Annotated in this window: 8 protein-coding genes; 4 read left to right on the forward strand and 4 right to left on the reverse strand. The window is 42.1% G+C overall.

Annotated elements, in window-relative coordinates:
* The first annotated feature begins 39 nt into the window (after positions 1 to 39).
* Complete coding sequence (locus ACVBIU_RS01745) at positions 40 to 1,836, forward strand: sensor histidine kinase (RefSeq protein ID WP_447162730.1); 1,797 nt, start codon at positions 40 to 42, stop codon at positions 1,834 to 1,836.
* Positions 1,829 to 2,422, forward strand: a complete 594-nt coding sequence (locus tag ACVBIU_RS01750; RefSeq protein ID WP_447159317.1) for a response regulator transcription factor — start codon at positions 1,829 to 1,831, stop codon at positions 2,420 to 2,422. The genes ACVBIU_RS01745 and ACVBIU_RS01750 overlap by 8 nt, the downstream gene beginning before the upstream one ends.
* A gap of 173 nt (positions 2,423 to 2,595) precedes the next feature.
* On the opposite strand, the gene ACVBIU_RS01755 is transcribed toward ACVBIU_RS01750, so the two are convergent.
* The 4 genes from ACVBIU_RS01755 to ACVBIU_RS01770 all read right to left on the reverse strand — a co-directional run bounded on the left by ACVBIU_RS01755 (position 2,596) and on the right by ACVBIU_RS01770 (position 5,627).
* Complete coding sequence (locus tag ACVBIU_RS01755) at positions 2,596 to 2,937, reverse strand: hypothetical protein (protein WP_447162729.1); 342 nt, start codon at positions 2,935 to 2,937, stop codon at positions 2,596 to 2,598.
* A gap of 132 nt (positions 2,938 to 3,069) precedes the next feature.
* Complete coding sequence (locus ACVBIU_RS01760) at positions 3,070 to 3,831, reverse strand: tRNA-uridine aminocarboxypropyltransferase (protein WP_447162728.1); 762 nt, start codon at positions 3,829 to 3,831, stop codon at positions 3,070 to 3,072.
* Between the two features lie 139 nt (positions 3,832 to 3,970).
* A complete protein-coding gene (gene pssA / locus ACVBIU_RS01765; RefSeq protein WP_447159320.1) occupies positions 3,971 to 5,284 on the reverse strand; it encodes a CDP-diacylglycerol--serine O-phosphatidyltransferase in 1,314 nt (437 codons plus the stop codon).
* A gap of 10 nt (positions 5,285 to 5,294) precedes the next feature.
* Complete coding sequence (locus ACVBIU_RS01770) at positions 5,295 to 5,627, reverse strand: DUF1904 family protein (protein WP_447159321.1); 333 nt, start codon at positions 5,625 to 5,627, stop codon at positions 5,295 to 5,297.
* Between the two features lie 253 nt (positions 5,628 to 5,880).
* Between ACVBIU_RS01770 and ACVBIU_RS01775 the strand changes: the two genes are divergently transcribed.
* Together ACVBIU_RS01775 and dacB are read left to right on the forward strand one after the other, a co-directional pair.
* Positions 5,881 to 6,057 (forward strand): hypothetical protein, encoded by a 177-nt coding sequence (locus tag ACVBIU_RS01775; RefSeq protein WP_447159322.1) that lies wholly within the window; start codon positions 5,881 to 5,883, stop codon positions 6,055 to 6,057.
* 56 nt (positions 6,058 to 6,113) lie between these two features.
* Positions 6,114 to 7,586: a D-alanyl-D-alanine carboxypeptidase/D-alanyl-D-alanine endopeptidase gene (dacB, locus tag ACVBIU_RS01780; protein ID WP_447162727.1), complete on the forward strand. Its 1,473-nt coding sequence runs from the start codon at positions 6,114 to 6,116 to the stop codon at positions 7,584 to 7,586.
* The last annotated feature ends 162 nt before the right edge of the window (positions 7,587 to 7,748 follow it).

Below are 7,748 nucleotides of genomic sequence, written 5' to 3' on the forward strand. Positions count from 1 at the left end.
TTTAACTCTTGTTGAATCACCTATCTGTTGGGCTAAATGATGTTGGTAAAACTAGCTGGCCTAGTAAGCTTAAGTACTCTTATTTTCTGCTCTATTAGTGATGCCTACGCAGCACAATCGACTCAAGCCAGTCCAGTACGTGTCGGGGTGCTTGCTTTCACACATCCAGGTACAGTAGAAAAGCGTTGGCAACCGACCATTGATAAATTAGAGGACGACTTAAATCATCCCTTTGAGCTGGTGGCGCTAACACCGACTCAACTTGATCAAGATGTTGCACAAGGCAAATTAGATTTCTTAATTACCAATGCGTTAACCGCGGTGAGCTACAAAAAGGATTATGGTACTAGCAGCATACTGACGTTGGTGTCTTTAAATAATAAGCAGCCGACGTTGTCCGTTGGTTCCGCATTAGTTACCCGTGCAGATGTCGACGTATCAAATATGGCGGTTCTTAAATATCTAACAGCGGTTTCTACAGATAAACAAGCATTTGGCGGATTTCAAATATTCGCAGGAGAGATGGCGCTAAACGGCCTAAACCCGTTTAGCGATTTTAAACAGCTCAACTTTGTCGGCTTTCCACAACAGAAACTGCTTAATTTAGTATTAGATGGCAAGGCTGATATCGCAATATTACCAACCTGTGTTTTAGAGAACGCTGTGAGTAAAGGAGAGATAGCCCCAAATAGCCTGCATGTAGTGCTGACTAAACCACAGACTCACTTCAACTGCCAAAGCTCCAGTGCGCTTTATCCTTACTATTCATTCTCCAAATTGGGAAAAACAGATCATCTTTTGGCAACTCGCGTTGTTCGCTCATTGCTATCCATCACTAAAGATGAGCCCGCGGCTATCGTTGGCCGTTATGACTCTTGGTCTGCAACCGTCAATGATAGTGAAGTCTTTAAACTGTTAAAGCAGTTACAGCAGTGGCCTTTTGTCACCAACTGGACCACAATTTTTAAGAGTGCGCTTCCTTGGGTTATCGTCGTGTTAATCGTACTCTTACTCGGTTATATCTATCATTTACGAGTAAAGCGCTTAGTTGTTTTGCGTACCCAAGATCTTCAGGCTGAAGTTGAACAACATACCCAGACACAAAAAGCTTTACTAGAACAAACAAAGCAGTTCTATAAAGCCCAACGCGTATTATTAACGGGTGAAATGGCATCCGGTATCGCCCATGAGTTAAATCAACCATTAGCCGGGATCCGTTATTTAACTCAGGGCTGTATTTATCGATTATCAGATGATCAGGCTGATCTAAAAGATGCAATGACAAAGGCTATTCAGCAAGTCGATAGAGCTCAAGCAACCATTAAGCGCTTTAGGCATTTCTGTCAGCAACCCAGTGTTATGACACAGTGCAGTCTCAATCAGATTTTAGACGATACATTAAGCCTAATGGCCGCAGAGTTTGCCCGAATGCTAATAACACCAGCGATCAGCTGCGAGCAAGTAGAATTACTCGCGGATCCAAGCTTACTCCAGCAAGTGCTAGTCAACATTATCCGTAATGCACTCGATGCCATGGAAGCCAGTAGCGATCCTAAGCTTTCAATCTCGCTAACCAAAGATAGGCAGAAAGCCCATATTGTATTTATAGATAATGGTTGTGGCCTGAGTGACATCGCACTAGAACGTCTGTTTTTTCCCTTTGAAACATCTAAAGAGAATGGCTTAGGGCTTGGCATGGTGATCTGTAAGCGCATCATCGAGGAACATGATGGCCAAATAAAAGCGACCAGCAATTTCAATCAAGATACTCTGCCGCCACAAGCGGGTTTAACCATGACCATAACATTACCAATTAAGGAGTCCTTAAATGACTAATTTGTATCTAGTCGATGACGATCAAGCTGTATTAGACTCGCTAACCTGGATGTTGAACGGCCTAGGTTATCAACCTAAAGGCTTTAACTCTGCAGATGCCTTCTTACATCAAGTTGACTTGCATAGCCCGGGGATCGCAATCTTAGATGTACAGATGCCAGGAATGGATGGCAGTGCCCTATTAACTCATATGACCCAAGCACAGAGCCCTATTGCCGTTATCATGCTCAGTGGTCATGGCAGTATCGCGATGGCGGTACAAGCGATTCAAAAAGGTGCCCTCGATTTTTTAGAAAAACCCGTAGATGGCGATAAGCTTGTTCTACTGCTCAATCAGGCAAGTCAACAAACAGAGCAAACCATGCAGCTAAAGCTGGAGCGTCAAGCCTTAGGTGATAAGTTAGCGACTCTTACCCCAAGAGAGCATGAAGTAATGAACAAGGTACTTGAAGGCAAGCTTAATAAAGTTATCGCGGCAGAGCTCAATGTCGCCCAGCGAACCCTTGAACTACATCGTCAAAAAGTCATGCAAAAAATGCAGGTCAGTAACGTTGCAGAACTCGCATTCTTAATGGGAAAAAGGTAATGTAGAAGCGTTCAAGTAGAAGAAAACTGAGCCCTTGATACAGCGATATGTGATACCGCTAGGATTAAAGCGACTAGCCAGCTTTTAATTGATAACTCATATCCAGCAGCTCATATGTAGTCGTTTATATGTTTTAAATCATACGCAAGTAAACTTGCCGACACAGTAGATCACTAAGCGATTCGACTGCCAGGGCTACGGCCTGATTTGGCCCATCTGGCACAAAACTCCCAACCTTTGTCCTGGCAGACAAGCCCTGCACTATAGCGACTTTTTACCAGCAGTATCTTACGCGATTGAGTTAGCGATACTACAGAGGTAAACACCTCTTGAATGTTACGTTTTGCAATAAGGTTATCTAACATGCTCAAGTCTTGACCTGATGAACTACAGGTTAATGGCGCCACGTTTGAGAGGACAAAAACAAACATGCTAGGTATGAGCAGTAGACAACGGCTAAACGAAATAAACGGTTTAGTTAAACCGCCAAAAAATAACACATTACCAGCTGCCATTGATGCTCCTTAATCACTAATAGCTCAACCAAAAAGCTATCAAATAGTAAGCATAACCCAAATAGCAGCAGATTCAACTCCTTGATTTGCCGATTAACTTTATACGGCTAATCGCACGCCTAACCGCCTACTCTACTTATCTTTTCCGCAGGCGTTCTGATACGCAATAGAATAATTTTGCTTAAGCAGGCTTAATGTTGAAGCCTCACGAACATTGCGAGTTCGTCCGCGCAATGAAGACTCCACGAAAAGTGCAAACCATGCTTCTAGCACCGCACTATTTTTGTTTTCTCCAGCTGCTGACAGCGCCAGCGAGGCCACTTCAGCGGTGCCCAATTGAAAATCTCTCGCCCCTTTTCTCAGGGCATAAGCCGCTGCCGATTCTGGAGAGAAAGAAAATAGCGGAAATTGATGCAGATAATCACTCTTACGAAACATCTTAATAGCTTCACGCCAACTGCCGTCTAATAAGATAAAAAGCGGCTTTTTATCTTGGTCGAGTTTTGTTTTTTCTACGCGATCAACCACCGATTGTCCATCAACCGCATATTCTGCCGGAAAAATAACAAATGGCTGATACTTAGGATCGTTGATGATCGACAGCATCTTACGATTAGGTTCGTTACGTGACCAAATAAACGCATGCGTATCAGGAACAATATCTGCGATTAACCGTCCGCTGTTGCTAGGTTTAAGTACTTCATCATCGTACATGATCAGCATAAACGCTAAATCACTATCAATCTGCTTGCGCAAACTACAGGTACAAAGCGTCTCTGCCAGTAAGCAACGTTGACAGCGTATTACATTCTTGCCCCTTGCAGTAAAAGGCCTTGAAGAGATAGCTTTTCTGTACTCATACAGTTGATGCACAGCATGTTTAGGCAAATTCATTTTCGCAAAACCTTTTTAGTAAAACTTTTGCGCCAAGTTATTTAGCAAAACTATTTAGCAAAAATTAGTCAAATGATAAAAGTATGAGAACAAAAAAGCCTACTAATAAGCAGGCTTTTTCATCACAAAAATCTTAAGCTTACAGGATACGCCTTAACAAAAAATCTGCTTTTAAGCGTTTAATGCGCTTCATGATCTTGCGTACAGGGGCTGGATAGTTATGCAATGTCTCGATTTGGCTGTAATGGAACAAACGCTCAGTATGCTCAAGAATATGCGTTTGCTCTTGTTCAAACTTTTCTTTCCAGCACTCACTTTCATCTTGCAGTAACAAACCGTTTTCTAAATCCAATGCCCATGCTCTTGGATTTAAGTTGCTACCCGTTATTAAATGGCGCTTACCGTCAGCACTGATCCCTTTTAAATGGAAACTATTACGACCATCTTTCCAAAGGTGAATATTCAGCTGACCGTTTTCTATTGCCCATTGCTGACGTTTAGCAAACTTTCTAAGTGACTGCTCATACATGTAAGGCAAAGCACCAATAGTAGAAAACTCTTCTTCTGGTGGAATATAGAAATCGTTAGACGTTTTATCCCCTACCACGATGTCAATCTTCTTACCCTTACGCAGATGCTTAGCCAACGCCCTAACTAAAATGTATGGCGGATTAAAGTACGGCGTACAAATAAACAAAGTGTCTTCAGACTCTTCAACTAAGGCAACAATAACCCTATTAAGTTTGTTATTTTTACGGCCAAGACCAACTAAAGGTGTAACCCGGTTGCCTATTTTCGTCTGGCTAAACTGATACTCAGCTTTTGAAAGACGATGTTTAAGGCTACTGACCTCGCCTTTAGTTGGTAAATGCTCTGTTTCTTTAGGTTGAGTTAAAGAGCTGACAGCAACATCGTTAACGAGATATGTTTTCACCATGTCACGCATGCTGCGTGCAAGCTCTGCAGATTCAATCACATGGTAACGATCAAAACGGTATTTATCATCTTGATGCAGGTAGATGTTATTAATGCTTGCTCCACTAAAAACAACCGCGTCATCGATAACAAAACCTTTCAGGTGAAGTACACCCATAAACTCACGAGATTTAACCGGAACACCTAGAATATCAATTGGATATTCAGCGGCCTCGATCACCTTGCGATACATTAAATAATTACCGCTATCGCCTTTATGGCCAATAAGGCCACGACGTGCACGATGAAAATCAACGAGTACTTTTATATCAAGTTGAGGGTTCTGTTGCTTCGCATCCATCAGCGCTGCGAGGATCTCTCTCCCCGCTTCATCATCTTCTAAATAAAGTGCGGCGATATAAATAGAATGCGTTGCGCTTGCAATTCGAGATAACAATTCAGCTTTTAACGCTTTAGGCGTCAATAACCAAGAAAGCGAATCTGGTTGTAGCGGTATGCCACCTAGCTTACTCAGCAAGGCTCTCTCCTTAATAGTGCTGACCATCTTTAAAATATGTGCTTGGTTCAAGCTGTCTAAACATCACAATGATATGTTCTAGCCCCGGATAAACCTTTAATATGGCTTCACGGATAACCTGTTCTGCACGATGGTGTGTTTGAGGATCTTTAGGGAACCATAACACCTCGACTTGAGCGATATCGGTGACTTTTTTGCCGTTACGATAATTGCTACTGTTGATCCAATCGAGTATGAAAGATTCTGGTTTTGACTGACAGATGTCGGCTAATGCCTCAAGTAAGTTGATACTCAGTGTTGCAATTACCGTTTCAGGTAAACCGCTAACTCTTACATGTGGCATAAAGATCCTCCTAGATAAGGGCATAGAAATTACCGATTTAACTGCCTTTGAGCAAGGTTTTTCTCTCAATATCGGTCTCTAGGACCAAATTTCGGTGGCTTCTTGCTCTGTTAGCCAAATATTTAGTCAGTTTGATACCATAAAATAACAGTAATATTTTATGAAAAAGCCCTATCGTTTGCTGTATGAGTCACTGATAAAAGCTGTGACTTTTGCTAATATAGCTCCCTTTTTTATCGTCCGAGATTAATTGATGAACCTAAAAACCCTGCTTACACTCGCTGTCATGCTCCTCGCTGCATGGGCTATTTTTCATTTTAAAGCGCAGCTAGGCTTCTTGGTGATCCCGCTATTTTTTAGCTTGGTTTTATTTGTCACACTGAAGCTGTATCGCCTAATGGAAAAAGATGAACCGACAGATAATGATTAGCCTAAACCCATTTTTATGAGTTCATAGCGATATGAGACCACTACAAGGATAATCTTTTGAGAATATGCTTTTTACAAACAGCCTTGTTTACCACAGCTTTAACGCTTTGTTTCTCGCCTGCTCTTGCATCTGCTAACGGCTACCTTGCAAATATTATTAAGGTTATTGAGCCAAAAACCTCGCAAACGGCTGTCGTTGTGAGTCCTATGACTCGCTCTGAAGCCAGTTACCGAAAGGATGCTGACCGGCTATTTGTTCCTGCCAGTACCATGAAACTGCTTACAGCGGTTTCCGCATCTTCTGCTTTAGGTAAAGCATTTACCTTTAACACTCAAATTGATGCATTTGTGGGAGTTAAAAATCAACGCATCGAGGGTGATGTGTTCTTACGCTTTGACGGTGATCCTACTCTCACCGCCGGTGATTTAAGATTGTTGTTTAAACAGCTCAAAGCACAAGGTTTGGAGCATATCGACGGCAACCTATATTTAGTCGGTGATCAAACCGAAACCTTACAAGCCCCTGGTTGGGTGTGGGATGATTTAGGGATCTGTTATGCCGCGCCGGTTTCACGTTATATTCTTAATAAGAATTGCGTAAAAGCGAAGCTAACCCCGTCACTGGCGACGAACCTAGGTAAACTCACCTTTAGCCAGTTTGAACCGGTTTCGATTACTAGTACCGCCGTATTTGACAAAGTGGGCAATCAGCCATTTTGCGAATTGAATCTTCAACGCCTTCAACATAATCAATTTATACTCAGTGGCTGCTATCAAGGGCAAAAGCCGTTAAAGCTTGCTATCGCCATCTCAGATCCGGCCCTTTACGCACAACGAACCCTTGCAAATATCCTAAACAATACCGGGATCACTTTAAAAGGGGATGTATTACTTACCAATAAACGCCCAGCTAATACCTTACTGCTCGCAGAGCATCAATCTAAGCCACTTTCAGCGCTTATTGAGACCATGTTACTAAAATCCGATAACTTAATTGCAGACAGCCTGTTAAAGCGTTTAGGGCAATACACTTATGGGGTGCCTGGTTCATTTGTAAACGGCAGCGCTGCTATGAAACATATTCTCACTCAGCAAGGAATCGATTTATCCACCGCAAATATCGTCGATGGTTCGGGTTTATCTCGCTACAACTTACTTAGTGCAGAACATTTAGCTCAAGTGTTATTGCTTATAAAGAATGATTTATCGCTTAATTATCTCATTGAACAACTACCTGTAGCGGGTGCGAGTGGTACCCTAAAGTATCGTGCAGGGTTTACAGCTGCACCGTTAAAAGAAAAGGTGCTGGCTAAAACAGGGTCAATGAAAGGCGTTGTTAATCTAGCAGGCTATATCAAGCAAGGTGATGAACTCACTAGTGCCTTTGTGATCTTAGAAAATGGTCAAAGTCCAGCAGTTAAAGACGTTGAGATCATGCCTTTTAGCGTATTGTTATTACAGTCGTTACTGCAAAGTGATCACTTAAGCACTCCGGCTCACAATAAAAATAACAAGCATAGCGAACCTTAAATTGTTGTTCGGACTTTCACCATTCCCGTTTGATAATCTTACATAAGCTAAAAACACAATAAAACAAAAACGCCACGTTAAGTGGTAATGCCGATCATTTAGCAGTTTATTGATCGGTTGACCGATCTTTATAAGATGGCAAAATCCGAGTGTTTTTAAACA

The sequence above is a fragment of the Shewanella sp. 30m-14 genome (assembly GCF_052977125.1).

Coding starts and splice junctions, on each gene's coding strand:
- ACVBIU_RS01745 (WP_447162730.1), top strand. CDS start 40: ATGTTGGTAAAACTAGCTGGCCTAGTAAGCTTAAGTACTCTTATTTTC.
- ACVBIU_RS01750 (WP_447159317.1), top strand. CDS start 1,829: ATGACTAATTTGTATCTAGTCGATGACGATCAAGCTGTATTAGACTCG.
- ACVBIU_RS01755 (WP_447162729.1), bottom strand. CDS start 2,937: ATGGCAGCTGGTAATGTGTTATTTTTTGGCGGTTTAACTAAACCGTTT.
- ACVBIU_RS01760 (WP_447162728.1), bottom strand. CDS start 3,831: ATGAATTTGCCTAAACATGCTGTGCATCAACTGTATGAGTACAGAAAA.
- ACVBIU_RS01770 (WP_447159321.1), bottom strand. CDS start 5,627: ATGCCACATGTAAGAGTTAGCGGTTTACCTGAAACGGTAATTGCAACA.
- ACVBIU_RS01775 (WP_447159322.1), top strand. CDS start 5,881: ATGAACCTAAAAACCCTGCTTACACTCGCTGTCATGCTCCTCGCTGCA.